Source organism: Thiohalocapsa halophila (assembly GCF_016583825.1).
Classification (GTDB): Bacteria; Pseudomonadota; Gammaproteobacteria; order Chromatiales; family Chromatiaceae; genus Thiohalocapsa; species Thiohalocapsa halophila.
In genome coordinates this window covers 1-17,221 of record NZ_NRRV01000032.1, presented here as the reverse complement: position 1 = coordinate 17,221, position 17,221 = coordinate 1, and the positions used below count along the sequence as shown (strand labels likewise).

General features: G+C 67.9%; 18 protein-coding genes and 1 tRNA gene. 9 read left to right on the top strand and 10 right to left on the bottom strand.

Translation table 11 applies throughout. The annotated features are described in order from the left end of the window. Positions 1–7: 7 nt before the first annotated feature. Positions 8–84: transfer RNA gene (locus tag CKO31_RS13980), tRNA-Arg, on the bottom strand. Between the two features lie 34 nt (positions 85–118). Continuing rightward, complete coding sequence (locus tag CKO31_RS13975; RefSeq protein WP_200238529.1) at positions 119–334, bottom strand: hypothetical protein; 216 nt, start codon at positions 332–334, stop codon at positions 119–121. 387 nt (positions 335–721) lie between these two features. On the opposite strand from CKO31_RS13975, the gene CKO31_RS13970 reads away from it, so the two are divergent. The 4 genes from CKO31_RS13970 (at position 722) to CKO31_RS13955 (ending at position 6,771) form a co-directional block, all read left to right on the top strand. After that, positions 722–3,622: a 2-oxoglutarate dehydrogenase E1 component gene (locus CKO31_RS13970; protein WP_200238527.1), complete on the top strand. Its 2,901-nt coding sequence runs from the start codon at positions 722–724 to the stop codon at positions 3,620–3,622. 174 nt (positions 3,623–3,796) lie between these two features. Then, the gene (odhB, locus tag CKO31_RS13965; RefSeq protein ID WP_200238524.1) at positions 3,797–5,128 is read left to right on the top strand and encodes a 2-oxoglutarate dehydrogenase complex dihydrolipoyllysine-residue succinyltransferase; all 1,332 of its coding nucleotides are present in this window, start codon (positions 3,797–3,799) and stop codon (positions 5,126–5,128) included. 864 nt (positions 5,129–5,992) lie between these two features. Then, complete coding sequence (locus tag CKO31_RS13960) at positions 5,993–6,400, top strand: helix-turn-helix domain-containing protein (RefSeq protein ID WP_200238522.1); 408 nt, start codon at positions 5,993–5,995, stop codon at positions 6,398–6,400. Further along, positions 6,397–6,771 (top strand): helix-turn-helix domain-containing protein, encoded by a 375-nt coding sequence (locus CKO31_RS13955; RefSeq protein ID WP_207148018.1) that lies wholly within the window; start codon positions 6,397–6,399, stop codon positions 6,769–6,771. The genes CKO31_RS13960 and CKO31_RS13955 overlap by 4 nt, the downstream gene beginning before the upstream one ends. 703 nt (positions 6,772–7,474) lie before the next feature. Here CKO31_RS13955 and CKO31_RS13950 read toward each other — a convergent pair. Both CKO31_RS13950 and CKO31_RS13945 read right to left on the bottom strand, forming a co-directional pair. Beyond that, entirely contained in the window at positions 7,475–8,554 is a 1,080-nt protein-coding gene (locus CKO31_RS13950) for a hypothetical protein (protein ID WP_200238519.1), read from the bottom strand. Between the two features lie 621 nt (positions 8,555–9,175). After that, positions 9,176–9,385, bottom strand: a complete 210-nt coding sequence (locus CKO31_RS13945) for a class I SAM-dependent methyltransferase (RefSeq protein ID WP_242475371.1) — start codon at positions 9,383–9,385, stop codon at positions 9,176–9,178. A gap of 208 nt (positions 9,386–9,593) precedes the next feature. Between CKO31_RS13945 and CKO31_RS13940 the strand changes: the two genes are divergently transcribed. Next, a complete protein-coding gene (locus tag CKO31_RS13940; RefSeq protein ID WP_200238517.1) occupies positions 9,594–9,854 on the top strand; it encodes a type II toxin-antitoxin system Phd/YefM family antitoxin in 261 nt (86 codons plus the stop codon). Between the two features lie 251 nt (positions 9,855–10,105). Here the strand turns inward: CKO31_RS13940 and CKO31_RS13935 are convergent, their stop codons facing one another. Genes CKO31_RS13935 through CKO31_RS13925 form a run of 3 tightly spaced genes read right to left on the bottom strand, consistent with a single transcriptional unit; the run spans position 10,106 to position 11,414 of the window. Next, entirely contained in the window at positions 10,106–10,351 is a 246-nt protein-coding gene (locus CKO31_RS13935; RefSeq protein ID WP_200238514.1) for a toxin-antitoxin system HicB family antitoxin, read from the bottom strand. Beyond that, positions 10,348–10,761 (bottom strand): PIN domain-containing protein, encoded by a 414-nt coding sequence (locus CKO31_RS13930; RefSeq protein ID WP_322789145.1) that lies wholly within the window; start codon positions 10,759–10,761, stop codon positions 10,348–10,350. Before CKO31_RS13930 ends, CKO31_RS13935 begins: the two co-directional genes overlap by 4 nt. A 20-nt stretch (positions 10,762–10,781) precedes the next feature. Continuing rightward, entirely contained in the window at positions 10,782–11,414 is a 633-nt protein-coding gene (locus CKO31_RS13925; RefSeq protein WP_200238511.1) for a type IV toxin-antitoxin system AbiEi family antitoxin domain-containing protein, read from the bottom strand. A gap of 58 nt (positions 11,415–11,472) precedes the next feature. Between CKO31_RS13925 and CKO31_RS13920 the strand changes: the two genes are divergently transcribed. After that, positions 11,473–11,976, top strand: a complete 504-nt coding sequence (locus CKO31_RS13920; RefSeq protein ID WP_200238509.1) for a hypothetical protein — start codon at positions 11,473–11,475, stop codon at positions 11,974–11,976. A 42-nt stretch (positions 11,977–12,018) separates the two neighbouring features. After that, a complete protein-coding gene (locus CKO31_RS13915; protein ID WP_200238506.1) occupies positions 12,019–14,313 on the top strand; it encodes a DEAD/DEAH box helicase family protein in 2,295 nt (764 codons plus the stop codon). 137 nt (positions 14,314–14,450) lie between these two features. On the opposite strand, the gene CKO31_RS13910 is transcribed toward CKO31_RS13915, so the two are convergent. After that, complete coding sequence (locus CKO31_RS13910; protein ID WP_322789144.1) at positions 14,451–15,056, bottom strand: class I SAM-dependent methyltransferase; 606 nt, start codon at positions 15,054–15,056, stop codon at positions 14,451–14,453. A 208-nt stretch (positions 15,057–15,264) separates the two neighbouring features. On the opposite strand from CKO31_RS13910, the gene CKO31_RS13905 reads away from it, so the two are divergent. Both CKO31_RS13905 and CKO31_RS13900 read left to right on the top strand, forming a co-directional pair. Then, positions 15,265–15,525: a type II toxin-antitoxin system Phd/YefM family antitoxin gene (locus CKO31_RS13905; protein WP_200238501.1), complete on the top strand. Its 261-nt coding sequence runs from the start codon at positions 15,265–15,267 to the stop codon at positions 15,523–15,525. Positions 15,526–15,545: 20 nt separating this feature from the next. Next, entirely contained in the window at positions 15,546–15,938 is a 393-nt protein-coding gene (locus CKO31_RS13900) for a type II toxin-antitoxin system VapC family toxin (protein ID WP_200238499.1), read from the top strand. Positions 15,939–16,353: 415 nt separating this feature from the next. Here CKO31_RS13900 and CKO31_RS13895 read toward each other — a convergent pair whose 3' ends face one another. Both CKO31_RS13895 and CKO31_RS13890 read right to left on the bottom strand, forming a co-directional pair. Then, positions 16,354–16,875, bottom strand: a complete 522-nt coding sequence (locus CKO31_RS13895; RefSeq protein WP_200238498.1) for a DUF6997 domain-containing protein — start codon at positions 16,873–16,875, stop codon at positions 16,354–16,356. Between the two features lie 108 nt (positions 16,876–16,983). Beyond that, positions 16,984–17,221: hypothetical protein (locus CKO31_RS13890; RefSeq protein WP_207148017.1), on the bottom strand; the 238-nt coding region annotated here is incomplete at its 5' end.

Sequence of the window (17,221 nt, the reverse complement as noted above, 5' to 3'; positions counted from 1 at the left end):
GGGAGAATGGCGCCCTCGGCAGGATTCGAACCTGCGACCTACCGCTTAGGAGGCGGTTGCTCTATCCGACTGAGCTACGAGGGCCGTGTCCTTGGGAGACGCCGATGTATCGGCGCCTTCAGCTGCCGGGCTCGACGTTGACCATGCGCTCGCCGATGGCCTTGAGCAGCAGCTTGAAGGTGCGTTGCTGCGCGACCTGATTCAACGTTTTGGGCTCGCCGAGCAGACTCAGGCGCGCCTGGAAGTAGGCCATGTCCGCCTGGGACTTGGCCACCCGCAGCCGGCGGCGGTTGCGCGCTTCCGGGGTCTCGACCTGAGCGTGCGGATCGGGCACGGTGTGTCTCCGTGGCAAAGCTTTGTGATCGGGCTCGGCCGCGCGGGCAGCGGCTAGCGCCCGCGCCGCCGGGGGCACGCGCCAGAAGCAGACTCCGGCGGCGCGCGACGTGCGCGCACGCCGCCGGTTGTCGCCGGCGGCGGCTGCCCCCAACGCTAGAAAAAAGGATACGCGAAAAGCCCAATACATGACATTGCCCGCCCGCCGACCAGCGTCCGGCGCCGGTGCGCTACACTCGGCGTCGAGCTCACCGAGGTCCGCACAGAACGGGCCGGCGGCACCCCGAGGCGTCAGCGCAGCCCATGCGGAGCCTGTGCCCGGCCACAGGCGCTGGTGCACGTCGCCCGCCGTCCGCCGAAACACACCCAAGCGATCGAAGCCAGACACATGAGCGCGCTGCTGCAGCTGTTCCGATCCTCTTCCGCTTTCTACGGCGGCAATGCCGCCTTCATCGAAGACCTCTACGAGCGCTACCTCAAGGACCCCGAGAGCATCGACCTCGCCTGGCGGCGGCGCTTCGACGCCATCCATGCCGAGGCCGCCAACGAGGTCCCGCACGGCCCGGTGCGCGAGAACTTCGAGCGCCTGGCCAGCGAAAGCCGCACCCGCGCCCAGGCCCGCTCCGTGCAGCGCCTGGAGCCCGCGGCGGCGGAGCGCCAGGCAGCGGTGCTGCGGCTCATCAACACCTACCGCTACCGCGGCCACCAGATGGCGGACCTGGACCCGCTCAAGCTCCGCCAGACGCCCAAGGTGGCGGACCTCGCGCCGAGCTATCACAACCTCGAGGACAGCGACCTCGACCAGATCTTCCATACCGGCTCGCTCTACGCCCCAGACCGGATGCCGCTCAAGGACATCCTGGCGCTGCTCCAGCGCATCTACTGCGGGCCGGTGGGCTCGGAGTACATGCACATCACCACCACCGCCGAGAAGCGCTGGGTGCAGAAGCGCTTGGAGGGCTACCAGGCGCGCCCGGAGCTGGAGCCGGCGGACCGGCGCTGGCTGCTGACCCTGCTCACCGCCGCCGAGGGGTTGGAGAAGTACCTGCACACCAAGTACGTCGGCCAGAAGCGCTTCTCGCTGGAGGGCGCCGAGGCCCTGATCCCGATGCTGGACGAGCTCATCCAGCGCTGCGGGCGCAAGGGCGGCAAGGAGATCGTCATCGGCATGGCCCACCGCGGGCGGCTCAATGTGCTGGTAAACATCCTCGGCAAGCCGCCGCAGGAGATCTTCGCGGAGTTCGAGGGCAAGGTGCCGATGAACCCGCGCCAGCTCGCCGGCGACGTGAAATACCACCTGGGCTTCGCCTCCGACGTCGAGACCCCCGGCGGCATCGTACACCTGGCGCTGGGCTTCAATCCCTCGCACCTGGAGATCATCAACCCCGTCATCGAAGGCTCGGTGCGCGCCCGCCAGCGCCGCCGCGGCGACCGCACCGGCGAGCAGGTGCTACCGGTGCTGATCCACGGCGATGCCGCCTTCGCCGGCCAGGGCGTGGTGGCCGAGACCTTGCAGCTCAGCCAGACCCGCAGCTACGGCACCGGCGGCACGGTGCATATCGTCATCAACAACCAAATCGGCTTCACCACCAGCAACCCGCTGGACACCCGCAGCACGCTCTACTGCACCGACGTGGCCAAGATGGTGCAGGCACCGGTGTTCCACGTGAACGGCGACGACCCGGAGGCCGTCATCTTCGTCACCCGCATGGCGCTCGACTACCGCAACCAGTTCGGCAAAGACGTGGTCATCGACCTGGTTTGCTACCGCCGCCTCGGCCACAACGAGGCCGACGAGCCGGCCGTGACCCAGCCCATGATGTACAAAAAGATCCGCGAGCGGCCCACCGCCAGGGCCATCTACGCGGACCGGCTCATCGACGACGGCGTGCTGACCCGCGACGACGCCGTGCGCATGATCGAGGAATACCGCGGTGCCATCGAGCAGGGCGTGGTGGTGGCCCGCCCCGTGCTGTGCGGGCTGGAGAAGAGCTACCGTGCCGACTGGCACCGCTGCCACGGCAACGACTGGCGCGCCGCCGCCGACACCACCATCCCGCGCGAGCAGCTCGCGGGCCAGGCCGAGCGCATGCTGCGCCTGCCGGAAGACTTCGAGCTGCACTCCCGCGTGGCCAAAATCTGGGCAGAGCGGCGCAAGATGGCCCAGGGCGATCAGCTCGCCAACTGGGGCTTCGCGGAGAACCTGGCCTATGCGACCCTGCTGGACGCCGGCTTCCCGGTGCGCCTGTCCGGTCAGGACGCCGCCCGCGGCACCTTCTTCCACCGTCACGCCAAGGTGCACTGCCAGCAGACCGGCCGCGAGCACACGCCGCTCCAGCACCTGCGCAGCGACGCTGACGCGCCCCAAGGCCCCTTCGTCGCCATCGACTCCATCCTGTCCGAGGCGGCTGTGCTCGGCTACGAATACGGCTTCGCCACCGCCGAGCCCAATGCGCTGACAGTCTGGGAGGCACAGTTCGGCGACTTCGCCAACGGCGCCCAAGTGGTCATCGACCAGTTCATCACCTCCGCCGGCACCAAGTGGGGCCTGGACTGCGGGCTCACGATGCTCCTGCCCCACGGCCTGGAGGGCCAGGGCGCCGAGCACTCCTCGGCCCGGATGGAGCGCTTTCTTCAGCTCTGCGCCGAGCACAACATCCAGGTCTGCGTGCCCACCACGCCGGCGCAGATGTTCCACCTGCTGCGCCGGCAGATGCTGCGGGACTTCCGCCGCCCGCTGGTGGTCATGACGCCGAAGAGTCTGCTGCGCCACCGCCTGGCGGTGTCCTCGCTGGAAGAGCTCGCCGACGGCGGCTTCCAGGTGGTCATCCCGGAGACCGACCCCATCGACCCCGCCGGCGTCGAGCGGGTGGTGTTCTGCTCCGGCAAGGTCTACTACGACCTCATCGAGGCGCGCCACGCCCGCGGGCTGACCAATGTCGCCATCATCCGCATCGAGCAGCTCTACCCCTTCCCAAAGGATGCCTTCCTTGCGGCCATCGCGCGCTATCAGGACACCGAAGAGGTCATCTGGTGCCAGGAAGAGCCGCAGAACCAGGGCGCCTGGGACCAGATCAAGCATCGCTTCCACCATCTCATCGAGCAGGGCAAGCAGCCCTACTACGTCGGCCGTAGCGCCTCTGCCGCGCCAGCCGTCGGCCACCGCTCGGTGCACGTAGCCCAACAGGAGCAGCTAGTGGACGAGGCCCTCACCGGGCGCATCAACCCGAAGATGAACCGCCGCATCCCGCCCCAGCAGCCCATCGACGAGCCGGTGGCGGAGGACTGAGGCAAGCGACGCCCGACAGGCGCAATGGTAGGTCGGCGCTGAGCGACAGCGAAGCCCGACACGAGCCACCGCAAGCCGGCCCGGAGCACCGGCAAAGCCCGACAGCGAACACCCCCAAGCCCAACCGAGCCCGAGCCCGAGCCCACCCACAGCACCCCGAGGGAATCACCACCAATGAGCACCGAAGTGCGCGTCCCCGCATTGCCCGAGTCCGTCGCCGACGCGACGGTACTGACCTGGTACAAGCAGCCCGGCGACGCCGTCGAGAAGGACGAAAACCTGGTGGACCTGGAAACGGACAAGGTGGTGCTGGAGGTGCCGGCACCGGCGGCCGGCCGGGTCGCCGAGCACAAGGTCAAAGAGGGCGACGTGGTGGACGCGGACGCCGTGCTCGCCCTAATCGAAGCCGGCGCCGCTGCGGCTGCGGATCAGGCACCAGCCGAGCCCGCCGCGACAGCCCAGGCCGAGCGCACAGCGGCGCCCGCCGAGGCCGCGGCGCCGAGCACCCCCGAGCCGGCCCAAGCCGCAGCCAACGACACCGCCGGCGCCGAACAGCCCCAGCTCGCCCCCGCCGCCCGCCGACTGGTCAAAGAGCTGGGCCTGAACGCCGGCGACATCCCCGGCAGCGGACGCGACGGGCGCATCCACAAGGCCGACGTCATCGCTTGGCTCGACCAGCAGGAAGTGGCAGCCCCGGAGCGCGACCCCGAAGCCGGCCACACCGCGCCCGCCCCGGCGTCACCGGACGACACCACGCCGGCCCTGGAGCTCGACCCCTCGCTGCCCGGACTTTCCGGCGACCCCGGCCGCCCCGAGCAGCGCGTGCCCATGACCCGGCTGCGCGCACGCATTGCCCAGCGCCTGGTGGAGGCGCAGCAAAACTCCGCCATGCTCACCACCTTCAACGAGGTGGACATGAGCGCCGTCCTGGCCCTGCGCAGCCAATACAAAGACCGCTTCGAGTCCACCCACGGCGTGCGCTTAGGCTTTATGTCCTTCTTCGTCAAGGCGAGCGTCGAAGCCCTGCAGCGCTTCCCGGTGGTCAACGCCTCCGTGGATGAGGGCGACATCATCTACCACGGCTACTACGACATCGGCATCGCCGTCACCTCCCCGCGCGGACTGGTGGTGCCCATCCTGCGCAACTGCGACCAGCTGTCCATGGCCGACATCGAGCGCGGCATCGGCGACTTCGGCACCAAGGCCAAAGACGGCACGCTGAGCTTCGAAGAGCTCACCGGCGGCACCTTCTCCATCACTAATGGCGGCGTCTTCGGCTCGCTGCTCTCCACGCCCATCCTCAACCCGCCCCAGAGCGCCATCCTCGGCATGCACAAGATCGAGGAGCGCCCCGTCGCCCGCGACGGCCAAGTGGTTATCCGCCCGATGATGTACCTGGCCTTGAGCTACGACCACCGCATCATCGACGGTCGCGAGGCGGTGCAATTCCTCGTCGCCATCAAAGAGACGCTGGAAGACCCGGCGCGGTTGTTGTTGCGGATTTGAGGTGGACTGCGCTTCGCTTGTCCACCCTACGCCTTACGCCCTGCGCCTGCCGGCGCCGGAATTCCCGTTTCTCGACATCGACAGCACCGCCCAGTGCCTCGACTTTGCGCTGCGCGCCGCGGACCGCAAGATCGCCTTCGATCTTCTGGAGCGACGAGGACGAGGGCTACATCGCGACCGTGCCGGACCTTCCCGGATGCAGCGCTTGGGGCAGGACGCGCCTAGATGCGGCAAAAGAGATTGAGGCTGCTCAAGCAGCCTGGCAACCCTGGCGTGCGCAATCCCAGGGTGACAGCTTCGAGGAGTTGCCGGCCAATCTTTATGATGCCGTAGACGGGCTGCCTCTGCGTCGACGTTGAAGAGATTGCAATTCGAGACAAGAATCAAGTCTTGGAAATCGCCGTGTGAAAGCCGGCAGTAGCCACCACGCAACAGCAGATGGCTTTGCCCATAACTCCGACCACTCGGATAGGCACAGGGTGGACAAGCGAAGCGCAGTCCACCGTATTCCGCGATGCTCGGTGGACTTCGCTATCGCTCGTCCACCCTACGGGCCGTGCTTACCATCAAGGCTCCATGCGTAGCCAGGGCTTCCAGCCCTGGTGCCGTCAGGCCAGCATGGCCTGACTGCGCAGGCGAGCGCTGCTGTGGTCGGAGTTATGATCAAGACTCAGCGATCCGTGAGCGAAGAAGCACCCGATGCCGTTCTTCGATCCAGCAACACAGAAGACGCCCGACCCCACCTCCGATCCAGACCCCGCTCAAGGCAGCGCCCATCACTTCTCGCGGCTGTCACGTGTACGACTCCGCGTGATCAGGTAAGATGCAAGCAAGAGCCAATCCCGGAGAGATCCTGAGACCACCATGACCGACTCAGAGCACGAGCTGACCCGCGAGATCGGTCAGCGGCTGCGTGCCGCGCGCCACGAGCGGGGCTTGAGCCTCTCCGAGCTGGCGGCGCTCACCGATGGGCTCTACAGCAAGTCGCGGATCAGCAACTACGAGCAGGGCCTCCGGCGGCCGAGCATCGAGGCGGCGCAGGTGCTCGCCGAGGCGCTAGTCATTGTCAGCGCCGCCCAGCTGCTGGGTGTCGAGGGCGGTGAGGGCAACGCCCTGTCCGCGGAGGAAATGCGTCTCCTTGACGCCTTTCGCCGGGTCGATGCCGACTGGCGCCGCCGCTTGCTCGACATCGCCGAAGCCGTGCAGCTGGACCCGCCGCCCGGGAAGGGCCGGCGCCGGCGCAAAACCGGCGGCAGCGGCGGCGCGGGATGAGCGTGACCGCCCGCGCGCTGAACCGGGTCATCGGCCGGCGGCTGCGGGCTGCGCGTTCGGCGCGCAGTCTGAGTCTGACCCGCCTAGCCGCGCTGACCGGCGGCAGCATCAGCGTCTCGCGGCTCAGCCACTACGAGCTGGGGCAGCGCCGGCTCAGCATTGAGGCCGCGCGAACCCTGGCCACGGTGCTCGGGGACGTGTCGGTGGCTCATTTGCTGTGTGTGGACGAGGACGGTGCGGCCGGGGCCGATCCTGACGAGGCGCGGCTGCTCGCCGCATTCCGGGCTACGGATGCCGAGGGCCGGCGCCGGTTGCTCGCGGTGGCGGTATCGGGGGCAGATTGCGGCGCGTCCGGGTCGGGCAGCGATTGAGGTCGATACCGCCGACCTGGCGATGATCCTGTGGAGCCTGCGCCGGCGGCGGTGAACTGTTCAGCGCCAAATGGGGGCTTGCATCGCGTCAACGTGGTGATCGTAGGTCCACACCGGCAGGTTCAGCCGTGACCCTCATACCTGACCCTCATACCCACGTTTGCGGCCATCGAGCGCTACTTCGGTCCCGGGGCCTGATCAGCGCAGTGGATAGACGTCCGCACTGATGCTCTGCCCAGCACAACCCGTAGGCGACCCGGTTGCGCCGCCGACCTGCCGAACCTATGCTGCAAACAACGCGCATCTTGCTGGATCCGTCATGTCGAATCTTCACAGGATCACCGTCGATTCGGACGTTTGCCACGGCAATCCTTGCGTGCGCCACACGAGCAAGCCTTGGAGATCGCCGTGTGAAAGCCGTCAGTAGCCGGCACGCAACAGCAGACCATGCACACTCAGATAGCCAACAAGGCTTCGGCCATCACCGACCTCTGCCGCCGTCACGGCGTTTCTCGCAAGGATGGCGACTTCCGCGACTCGCACTTCCTCACGGGCACGCCCGCCGCGGAACTGTATGCGTCCCCGGCGGTTCCGGGCGTCACCATGGTCGCCGGCCGCAGATGGTTTCACGGACACGCTCCTGCCGCCCGCTGGTGCCCCCGCGGTGTCGGAGTCCTTGCCAGTTTGCAGCGGTGGGCACGGCTCAGGCCCCCGGCAGGCGGACCGAGGCGAACATCGCGTCCAGCGCATGCTGCATCTCGGCATCGTCGAGCCGGGCCATGCCGACCATCTCTACATGCAGGTGCTCGGCCCCAAGCCAGAGCTGCCGCGTGGCGGCATCCGCGCCGACCTTGCCGAAGACGGGGGTGGAGCCGCCCGCGGGGATGCGCCGGGCGATGGAAAACCCTCTCATCCCGCCCATCTCGACCGCTTCGGTGGTCTTGAGCACTTCGATGCCCCACTGCTTGGACCAGGGGTCATTGAGCGTGTCTTCCAGCGTGCGCCGCAGGGGGCCGTCGTGGATTTGCAGGGTCAGCCCGGCATCCTCGGCGCCGGTGGCCACAAGGCGGCTCCAGTCCTCGCCATCTCCGGGCGCGCGGGGCTTGCCCGGACGGTCGACCCGATTCAGGAGGCGGATGCCGAAAATCTCCAGCGGGCCGCTCGTATCGAGGCTGACCGAGGCGGCCCAATCCTCGGGAATGTCCAGGCTCAGGCCCGTGGCCGGCTGGCGGATACGGGTGACGCCGTCGGGCACATCCGCGTCCCCCGCCGACGCGGCATCCTCGGTGAAGCGCGTTGCGGCCTCGCGCCAGCGCTCGCCAAAGGCCGCTTTCAGCCAATCGTTGAGCAGGTCCTTCTCTCGCTCGAATTTGCCCGAGGTGTAGAGCCGGGAAAACGGTGTGCGCTCATGCCCCGTCACCAGGACCAATCGCCGCGAGGGCCTGCCCGTCGAATCGATACTGCTGCGAGTCTCGACCTCGACCCGGCTGACCGGCTTCAGAGGTGCCGAGCGCCGCAGCCGGCCGAGCAAGCGCAGCTGATCGAAGCGGATTTCGGCGGCGTCCCGGTCCAGCTCGATCCGTTCCCAGAGCACCATGCGAGGGACGAGCGAGAGGCAGATCAGCAGCAGGAAGGCATTGGCCCAGAGCGTGTAGGGCTCCTCCGTGACGATTAGGAAATAGAAAGCCACCGGCAGCGCGAGCAGCAGCATGGCCAGCGCGATGCTGCCCGCGCGCCAGCCGCCCAGGACCAGGCGTTCGGGACTGTTTTCAACGGTTTTCATACGCGCCACGCCTCGCGACCGCCTAGTCCAGCGCCTGGAAGGTGAATGTCCCCGAGATGGTCCGGGGCCGCCGGGGGTCGGCCTGCATCTAGACTTGTTTGTCGCGGCGGCGCCGAGCCGCGGGCAGACGGGTTTGCCCACGCGGTTCAGCTCATGCGCCGCGTGCTGGTCCCGCTTGGGATCGATCAGCCAAGCCACTTGCGCTCATCAAACTCGTCGATCTGCTGTCGCGCAGGGCCTGGTAGTCCGTGGCCGGCCCCTTGCCCTGGAGCCGGACCAAGAAGTCGATGATGGCCAGATCGTAGTTAGCGAAGCAGCCGGGCGGCAGCGCGAGCTTGCCGTCGCGACGTATTGCTCGCGTGTGGTCATCGCATCGGTCTCCAGTGCGACACGCCTGTCTGTCCAATTGCCCGAGTCCAAGATTACACGAGCGGGCCCGACCAACGACGCTCGACCTCGTCCGTGTCGTGACACCGCCCCGGAGACCGGGCAAGCGGGCAAGCGGGCAAGCGGGCAAGCGGGCAAGCGGGCAAGACCAGTAGGGTGGACGAGCGACAGCGAAGTCCACCCTGGGGCCGCCCGTAAGCTGGTGGACTGCGCTTCGCTTGTCCACCCTACGCCCTACGCCCTACGCCCTACGCCCTGCGCCAGCCCGAGTGGTCGGAACGCCAGGGCATCGCGACCCGAGCCGCAGCCGGCGTCGAGGACCTGCGCCGCCTCCGGCAACAGCAACAGGAAGCGCCAATACAGCGGGGTCATGTCGACGCCGACGGTGTCGGCAAAGAACGTCCCCGCGTTGTGCTGGTAGTAGTCGTTGTTCAGATCGGACACCGAGGCACCTCGTCGGCGGCAGACCGGGAGCGCCGGCCTTCCAGCCGGCCCGCAACGAGCGGAGCGTTGTTGCGTGTTGAACTGAGCCATAGCCTGCGCGAAAGCCGGATGTTTCAGCATCCTGGAACGTCGTTGACGAATGCTTCCCGCCTTCCCAGACTCCTGGCTAACAGTTGACCAAGTCACGAACCCAGTCACGAAACAAGTCATGATCCAGCTCAACCTGCACGAGGCCAAGGCCAAGCTCTCCGAGTGCATCGCGGCCGCGCTGCGCGGCGAGCGGGTGGTCATCGCCCGCCGCAACGTGCCGGCGGTGGAACTGACACCCATTCCGCAGCATGCCTCGGCACCGCGCAAGCTCGGGCAGGGGCCGAAGCAATCCGGCTATGCGCTGCCCCAAAGCTTCTGGGACCCGCTGCCCGATGACGTGCTCGCGGCCTTCAACGCCGGCCCCGAGGACCAGCCCTGATCCACCCCGGCTCCAACTCAGCCCCGCCTCGGCTCCAGACCCATGAAGGTCATCGCCGACACCTGCATCTTTCTCCGGCTCGCCAGTGCCGAGGAAATGCTCTCGACCCAACCGTTGGCGCCGCTTGCAGCGCCGGCTCAGGAAACGCCGAAGCAGGTCTTAGGACGTCGGCCCGCAGGAATGCCCCTCTCCCCGAAGCCACTAGCCCGTTGTTCGGGTCGAGCCGATGGCCGAGTCGGCCGGCAGCCGCCTCAGGGCGCCGAGCGTGGATCGGCATCATGGTCCCGAGACGCCTTGCCCAGAAGCTCCAGACCACGCGACTCCTTACCGGCTCCCCGTTGCGCACGCAACTGGAAGCGGGTCTCGGCATCGGCCTCAGCCAGCATGACGCTGGACATCTCCTCGAAGAGCCGTGCGACGCTGGTGCCACGGGCTCGGGCGACAACCTCCAGTCGTCGGAGTTTTTCGTCTGGGAGATCCAGAGTGAGCGCGGTCATGTTCGTACCTCCCGCAACAGGTCCTCGGGTGTCATCAATTTGAGCGCCGGAAACCTCAGGTCCATCCCTTGGAGATCCCGCAGGTTCCGGGTCACGATCGCCTGGGCTCCCCCGGCGACGGCCAACTCGACGAGGTGGTTATCGCCTTCATCCGGGACGTTGGGGCGCCATCCGAAGTAGATTCTGGTCCAACGGCAACGCGCCAGGAAGATGTCGAGCAGTTCCTCGCGCTCGGCGGCATCCAACCGGCTCCGCTCGAACAAGGCCCCGCGGCCCAGCACGTCCTCGTACTCGGCGAGCAACGCGGTCCCCATGAGCGGCACGACCTCGCCGCGCAGGCACAGGGCGAACACCTCGTTGGGAGCGCCCGCGCCGAGACATGCGCCGACGAAGATGTTGGTGTCGATCACGACAATGGGTGGTGTCCCGGTCACGCCAGGGCCTCCAGGTAAGGACACATGACGTTCGCGACCCGATCGAGCAGCGCATGGTGCCACAGCTCGACGATGCTCACCCGTCGTCCCCGACCGCCCTGCCCCTGCTCTTGCAGCGCCTCCTTGAGTGCGGCCTTGAGCGCATCGAGGGCCACGTCCAGACCGATCTTGTTGCGGGACTTGAAGCGGTCCGCGACGGTCCGGGCGATGCCGGTGATGCGTACCGGCACCCCGTCGATCTTGTGCTCCTCGACGCCCTCGGTAAGGCCGGCCTCGGAGAAGCGGACAATCCGCAGCGGAGGATAGCCCAGCCGCGGCGCACGGGCCTTCGTTGGGATCGCCAGCCAGACATCGAACGGTGACTGCGTCGTCAGCTCATGAAAGCGCAGGGCCGAGAGAAGACAGACAACGGCGCCCGGATGCCGTCGCGCGACCTCGGCCAGCGCCGAGTGCTCCGAGACTGGCCGGTCCGGCAGCGCGTAAAGGCCCCGACCGGCTCGCGCGAGCCGGCCTTGGCGCACCAGACGGGTCAGGGGGACGCGCGGCAGACCGCGGACATCCAGGTCCAGGGGTCTGACAAGCCCCCGGTCACAGGCAAGCGCCAGGATGGAATCTTGCGTTGTCGACATCCGCGAAGCATGTCGCGAAAAGCTAGGCGCCGTCTACAGATACCGACATTACGGCACCATGGAGACGGACATCTGGAACCAGCTGCCGCTCACCGAGTTGCCCCAAGGCGTGGCCCTGCGCCAGGCGTTGCTGGAGCGGCTCGTCAAGGCCGGCGGCCACATCAACGCCGCCGAGCGCAAGCTCTGGCACGATACGGATCGCAGCCCGTGGTCCGCGCGCCAGGCCACGGCGCGGATCGCGGAGGTCTGGCTTTGGCTGGGCGAACACGATGAAGCGGCACCCGACGTCGGCCGCTACCTGGATCGCGAAACGACCAGCCCATGTCGACGCCGGGCGTATCGGCGAAGCAGGCCCCGGGGTGCTGCCGGCAGCAGTCAGTGCCCGCGCTCGGCCGCGTGGGCCTGCGCGAACGACCGGGCCTTGGGCATCACTCCAGCCCGAGGGCCGACGCTGGCTCGCGCGCTCCAGCGTGACCGCAAGGGCGGATGCTCTGTGCTCGGGTCCATGCTCGCGAGAAAGCCGGCAGCCCAAGTCAGCCGCGCACCGCCAGCACCGCGGTAATCTCGGTTGCACCACGCCTGACAAGCAAGACGACCGCACGAATTGAGCCAAGAGCGCCACTCCAAAGAGGACCCGCCCGGCCGCCCCGACGCGGCCGGCAGCCACCACCGCGCGAGCCAGCCGGAGGACGACTTCGTCGAGCTGTTCGCCCAGGTCTTCGGCATCGAGAAGACGCGGCTGCTGGCGCCGGAATTCCCGTTTCTGGATATCGACGGCACCGCCCGTTTCATCGACTTCGCCCTGCGCGCCGCGGACCGCAAGATCGCCTTCGAGGTGGACGGCCCGACCCACTATCAGCCGCCGGACTTCGACCGCACCAAGTACGAAGACGACCTCCTGCGCCAGAACAGCCTCATTCACCGCGGCTGGCAGGTCTACCGCTGGACCGACCACGAGCTGGACCGCCATCCGGAGCGGGTCAAGGAGCAGCTCGCGTTGTTCCTGGAGCGGGTGCCGGGCCTGCTGGAGCTGGACGACTTCCTGCCCAAGCAGGGCGGCGCCCAGGCCAAGTTCAACCTGCGCGCCCACCAGCAGGACGCCCTGGACTGGCTCGCGCTGATCCGCAACGAGGGCCGGACCATCGCCCTGTTGGAGCACGCCACCGGCTCCGGCAAGACCGTCACCGCCATCGAGGACGCCAAGCGCGTCGGCGGTCCGGTGCTGTACGTCGCCCATCGCAGGACCCTGGTCCACCAGACCGGCCGCGAATTCACCAGGCTGTGGCCCGAGGTCGACCACGGCCGGATCGAAGGCGGCCAATGGCAGCCCGAGCACCACGTCGTTTGCGCCTCGGTGCAGGCCCTGACCAACCGGCTCGCCGAGATCCCGCCGGAGCACTTTCGCTATCTCATCATCGACGAGGCCCACCACGCCGCCGCCGACAGCTACCGCGCGCTGCTCGGCCACTTCACGCCCGCCTTCACCCTTGGCCTCACGGCGACGCCCGAGCGCCCGGACGGCAAGCCCGTGCTAGAGCTGTTCCGCGACGCCGCCCATCGGCTGTCGCTGAAGGACGCAATCGAGCGCGGTGAGCTGGTGCCCATCCGCTGCATCCGCGTCAAAACCAACGTCGATCTCAGCCGGGTGCGCTTCAACGAGATCCAGTACAACCGCCAGGACCTGGAGACGACCATCACCATCCCGGCGCGCAACGAGCTGGTCGTCGACACCTACCTGGAGCACGTGCGCGGGCGCAAGGGCGTCACCTTCTGCGTCAACGTCCGCCACGGCGAGGCTGTCGCCGAGCTGTTCCGGGCCCGCGGCGTGCCGGCGCGCTCCGTCTCCGGCGCCATGCCCGCCCGCGAGCGCGAGGCAGCGCTGGCCGCCTTCGCCCGCGGCGAGCTGCACATGCTCTGCGCCTGCGACCTGCTCAATGAGGGCTGGGACTGCCCGGACGTGGAAGTGCTGCTGATGGCCCGCCCGACGCTGTCCAAGATCATCTACATGCAGCAGCTCGGCCGCGGCACCCGCAAGGCGCCCGGCAAAGAGTCCCTGCTGGTATTCGACTTCGTCGACAACGCAGGCCGCTACAACCAGAGCTGGAACCTGCACCGCCTCACCGCAACGCGCACCTACCGGCCCGGCCGTCTCGTGCTCGCCCCCGAGGACCGCATCGCCGACGAGGATGCCAACGGCCCCAACGAGCCCATCGTGCTGAACCTCGGCATCTGGACCGAGCGCCTGGAAGAAGTGGACGTCTTCGACTGGCAGAGCACCGTCAAGGACATGCTCACCGTCGCCGAGCTGGAGCTGGCCCTGGCCGCCACCGAGAACTACCTGCGCGGCAAGGTGCTCGCCGGCGATCTGGCGCCGGACCACGACGTCACCATCGGCAGCCGCCGCTGCCTGTACTTCCGCAAAGACCGCAAGCAGGAGATCGCCGAGCGCTACGGCCTCAAGCCCGTCACCGCCGCTAACATCCGCGAGCGCTTCCTCGCCTTCTGCGAGGAGATGGACATGGCCGCCAGCTACAAGCCGGCCCTACTGCTCTGCCTGTTGGATACCGTCGACGACGACGGCAGCGTCCGCCTGAGCCTGCTCACCCTTGCCTTCCGCGACTTCTACCTCGCCCGCAAGGCCGCCGGCCTGCCCATCGAAAAGCCCTGCGCGCGCATGGCCCGCGTGGACGAGCTCACCGAGGCGGACATCCAGCGGCTGCTGCTGGAGATGCCGTTCAAGAAGTTCGCGCAGAAGAGATTCCTGCGCCACGACAAGGATCTGGCGAAGGTGCGGTTCACCCCGGCCCTGTGGAGCCGGCTCAGCGCTGAAGACCGCGAGCGCGTGCGCAACGCCGCGCTTGCGGCTATCGAGCGTTACTTCGGCGCAGGAGGCCAATAAGCCGACGGGATGCCCGCCGCACCGATGCGTTGTCCTCCACGGCCCGTACCTCACCCGGGTGCGCCGCGAACCTTCCGCACCTGTCGTCCTTGACGCCCCGCCTGTTGCTGGAGCCGTCATGTTGGAGCCACACCGGATCACCGCCGATCAAGACAGCTCCTGCGCAACAGCGTATTCAGCCACCGCTCCGCCTCGCGGCCGGGGCGCTGGTCGCCGGTGGTCCAGGTCTCCACCTCCTCCAGGCCCGACACCTGACCCAACAGCGCCGCCAGCCCCGGCTCGTCCAGATCGGTGAAGCGCCGGCCGTGGTGCTCGCGCTCACCGCTGCCGTACTTGAACGAGGCGTAGAGCACGCCGCCCGGCTTCAGCGCCCGGCACAGACGCTGCATCGCCTCCGGCAGCTCGTCGGCCGGCACATGCAGCAGGCTGGCGCAGGCCCAGATGCCGTCGAACGCGTCCCGCCAGGCGACCTCCTGGAAGCACAGGCACTGCACCGGTCGGCCGAGGTGCGATTCCGCCAGCGCGACCAGGGCGGGGGACGCATCGAAGGCGGTGACCCGATGGCCGCGCTTGGCGAACGCCAGGGCATCGCGACCCGAGCCGCAGCCGGCATCGAGGACGTGCGCCGCCGCCGGCAACAGCGGCAGGAAGCGCCGATAGAGCGGGGTCATGTCGACGGCGACGGTGTCGGCAAAGAAGGTCCCCGCATTGTGCTCGTAGTAGTCGTTGTTCAAATCGGACACCGAGGCGCCTCGTCGGCGGCAGACTGGGAGCGCCGGCTTTCGAGCCGGCCCGCAACGCGCGCAGCGATGTTGCGTGTTGAACTGAGCCATAGTCTGCGCGAAAGCCGGAGGTTCGGCATCCTGAAACATCGTTGACCAATGCGTCTCGCCTTCCTAAACTCCTGGCTCAACACTTGACCAAGTCACGAACCCAGTCACCAACCCGGTCATGATCCAGCTCAACCTGCACGAGGCCAAGGCGAAGCTCTCCGAGTGCATCGAGGCCGCGCTGCGCGGCGAGCGTGTCGTCATCGCCCGCCGCAACGTGCCCGCGGTGGAGCTGGCACCGATTCCGCAGCATGCCTCGGAACCGCGCAAGCTCGGGCAGGGGCCGAAACAATCCGGCTATGCGCTGCCCCAAAGCTTCTGGGACCCGCTGCCCGATGACGTGCTCGCGGCCTTCAACGCCGGCCCCGACGACCAGCCCTAATCCACCCCGGGTCCAGACCCATGAAGGTGATCGCCGACACCTGCACCTTTCTCTGGCTCGCCAGTGCCGAGGAGATGCTCTCGATCAACGCGAGGGCACTGATGGAGGACAGCGGCAACATGCTGCTGCTCTCGGCCGCTTCCGTCTGGGAAATCGGCGTCAAGCACGCACTGGGGCGGCTGCGGCTGCCAAACGACCTGCCACCCGCGGAGTTTATCCCCGAGGCGCGCTCGCGCAACGGCATGGACACGCTGCCGATCACCGAGGCCGACGCCCTGCAACTCCCGAAGCTCCCCCGGATTCACCAGGATCCGTTCGACCGGATACTCATCTGCCAGGCCATTGCCAATCAAGCCGTGATTGTCACGCCCGACCCGCTCATCGCGCGCTATCCGGTATCGGTCCAATGGTGACCACAGACGCGGCATTGCGTGTGCCCCTATGTCAGCCTGTTCGCCGAGAAGGCGCGCTCATGTCGACGCCGGGGGTGTCGGCGCGGCAAGCGTGGGCTGCGGTGACATGCACGCTTGCCAATTGTCGCCGGCTGGCAGCTAAGGTGCACCCCTGGGGTCGTGCCTGCGCGTCCACCTCGTGCGAGACCCTGAGCCTGTAACTTCGCCGCTAGCCGCGCCGGTAGTGGAGCGTGTGCTTGGTTGCCGGGCCTCCCTCCTTCATGTGCCCTCCGCCTTCGTCTGTGGGCAGTGTGAGACTTGACCCCGCTCTTCTCGTGACCCCGCTCTTCTCGGCAAGGCGGGCTTCGGGGCCTGGATCAAGTCCGCGGTGCGTCCGGGTGCCGGCACGAACGACCTGACCCGCGGCGCCGCCCGCTCAGCCACCCGGACTCCGCAACCGCAGCCGCCGATGCCGGGCCACCTCCACCGAGTGCAGACTCGGCAACCCCTCCCGCCCGTCGTCGATGGCGCACTCGGCGACGTTGAATTCGAGCCCGTGCGGCGTTTCCGTCACCCGCATGTAGACGGCGATGATCGGGAGGTCGTCCGGGATGTTGCTGCGCACTGCCCAGACGGCATAGGCGAGCTTGTGCCTGGCGATGCTGTCGAAGGGGCCGCGCTTTGCTTCCGTGACGATGACGTGGTTGCGCCCGTCGCGGATGCCGATGCAGACGGAGTCGATCTCCACCTGGCCGTCGCGGTGCTCCAGGGCGTGCGGGCTGGCTTGGCCGACGGTGAAGGCGAAGCTGTAGGTCCCTTGGCCGGTCGCCGGGATCATGTGGATGCTGCTGTCGTCGCATCCGAGGGCTTCGGCCATCAGGCCGGAGGCGTGGGCGAGGGTGAGCAGCGAGGTCTCGGAGAGCTTGGGCAGCAGGCCGAAGGGGAAGAGCGCGCGCATGGAGCGGTCCGGTATGAAGGTCTCCGTGCGACCGGCGAAGATCTGTTCGTCGATGAGGAAGAAGGGGTCCAGCGAGCCGCTTTCGTGCCGGACCAGGGCGAAGGCAGTCTAGCCGCGGGCGTCGTCGCTGCCGTGGCCGGTGCCGAGGCGTAGGACCATGGTGTAGGCGTCGCGCAGCTCCTTCGACAGGGTTTTGATGTGGTCGACGGAGATGGTGCTGGCTGTATCCGCGCGCAGGTTGTGGCGGCGGTAGTAGGTCTTGAAGATCTCGGGGCCGTAGAGCCAGAAGCCGGTGCCGGGCTGCCGCGCGAGGGCGGGGGTGAAGGTGGGCATGGTCCGTTGCGGG

Excerpts from the sequence above, each read along its gene's own strand:
- odhB (WP_200238524.1), top strand. The coding sequence starts at position 3,797 with ATGAGCACCGAAGTGCGCGTCCCCGCATTGCCCGAGTCCGTCGCCGAC.
- CKO31_RS13935 (WP_200238514.1), bottom strand. The coding sequence starts at position 10,351 with ATGACCGCGCTCACTCTGGATCTCCCAGACGAAAAACTCCGACGACTG.
- CKO31_RS13920 (WP_200238509.1), top strand. The coding sequence starts at position 11,473 with ATGGAGACGGACATCTGGAACCAGCTGCCGCTCACCGAGTTGCCCCAA.
- CKO31_RS13925 (WP_200238511.1), bottom strand. The coding sequence starts at position 11,414 with ATGTCGACAACGCAAGATTCCATCCTGGCGCTTGCCTGTGACCGGGGG.
- CKO31_RS13905 (WP_200238501.1), top strand. The coding sequence starts at position 15,265 with ATGATCCAGCTCAACCTGCACGAGGCCAAGGCGAAGCTCTCCGAGTGC.
- CKO31_RS13960 (WP_200238522.1), top strand. The coding sequence starts at position 5,993 with ATGACCGACTCAGAGCACGAGCTGACCCGCGAGATCGGTCAGCGGCTG.
- CKO31_RS13950 (WP_200238519.1), bottom strand. The coding sequence starts at position 8,554 with ATGAAAACCGTTGAAAACAGTCCCGAACGCCTGGTCCTGGGCGGCTGG.
- CKO31_RS13900 (WP_200238499.1), top strand. The coding sequence starts at position 15,546 with ATGAAGGTGATCGCCGACACCTGCACCTTTCTCTGGCTCGCCAGTGCC.
- CKO31_RS13955 (WP_207148018.1), top strand. The coding sequence starts at position 6,397 with ATGAGCGTGACCGCCCGCGCGCTGAACCGGGTCATCGGCCGGCGGCTG.
- CKO31_RS13970 (WP_200238527.1), top strand. The coding sequence starts at position 722 with ATGAGCGCGCTGCTGCAGCTGTTCCGATCCTCTTCCGCTTTCTACGGC.
- CKO31_RS13895 (WP_200238498.1), bottom strand. The coding sequence starts at position 16,875 with ATGCGCGCGCTCTTCCCCTTCGGCCTGCTGCCCAAGCTCTCCGAGACC.
- CKO31_RS13940 (WP_200238517.1), top strand. The coding sequence starts at position 9,594 with ATGATCCAGCTCAACCTGCACGAGGCCAAGGCCAAGCTCTCCGAGTGC.